Source organism: Mesorhizobium sp. f-mel, from assembly GCF_053850215.1.
Map to the genome: position 1 here is coordinate 1 of NZ_JBSPTO010000073.1, position 1,200 is coordinate 1,200.

The 1,200-nt window shown below is 56.0% G+C and carries 1 protein-coding gene; it reads left to right on the forward strand.

Annotated elements, in window-relative coordinates; translation table 11 throughout:
- Positions 1-1,200: GMC family oxidoreductase (locus tag ACWUKX_RS30925; RefSeq protein ID WP_456010450.1), on the forward strand; the 1,200-nt coding region annotated here is incomplete at both ends.

The window sequence follows — 1,200 nt, forward strand, 5'->3', positions numbered from 1 at the left end:
CGAGCGGCGTCGAAAGCATATGAAGCTTTGGGTATTCATTTCAGGCCGGACTTCAACGGTGAATTTGGTGACGGCTACTCTGTTGTTCCGCTGACCAACCGCAACGGTCACCGGGTATCCGCTGCCATTGCCTACTTGTCCGAAAGCGTCCGCTCTCGGTCCAATTTGACAATCTTGTCGGAAACGACGGTTACGCGCCTGACCTCGTCAGGAAATGCGATCACGGGCGTCGAGACGGAAAACAAGTCCGGACGCCGGAATTATCGCGCTTCAACCGTGATCGTCTGCGCTGGAGGGATCCATTCACCCGCCATATTGATGCGCTCCGGGATAGGCCCGGCAGAGCAATTGGCAAAGCTCTACATTCCAGTTGTTGCAGACTTGAAAGGTGTGGGCCAGAACCTTCAGGAGCACCCGGCGATCTGCGTTTCGGCCTATCTGAAGCCGGGCGATCGCATGTCACCCGATGTCAGCGGGCATATCCAGATGCATGCTCGCTACTCGTCGGGTTACGATGGGTGCCCTTCGACGGATATGGTTATATCGGCGGCTGCCAAATCGGCTTGGCACCCGCTGGGCAAGCGCCTCGGAACCCTTTGTGTGTGGGTCAATCGCAGTTATTCAACAGGTACTATCGTGCTCAAGGATCGCTCTCATGCCGTAGAGCCGGAGGTGGATTTCAACTGGTTGAGCGACAAGCGGGACGTCGAGCGTCTGAAGCAGGGCTTCCGTTTGCTGGCCCGCCTGATGCAGCAAGATCCACTGTCGGCCGTGGCGCTCGACCCTTTTCCATCAACTTGGAACGCACGAGTGAAGCGGGTTAGCAAGATCAATGGCATTAATTACGGACTTACCTCGGTTCTGTCGCTGTTCATGGACAGCTCTGCGCGTCTACGCCGCAAACTCATTAAGCACGTCATAACAGATGGCCATAGCATTTCAGATCTGATGAATGACGAGAAGCATCTGGATCGGTTTATCAATCAGAACGTGATGGGCAATTGGCATCCGACGTCGAGCTGCAGGATGGGGGCAGACTCCGACCCTACTGCAGTGACCGATCCGTCGGGCCGCGTTCGCGGCGTCTCCGGCTTGAGGATTGCCGACGCTTCGGTGATGCCATTCTGCCCCCGGGCCAATACAAACATTCCAACGATCATGGTGGCTGAGAAAATCTCCGACGCAATTCTGAAGGAAGAC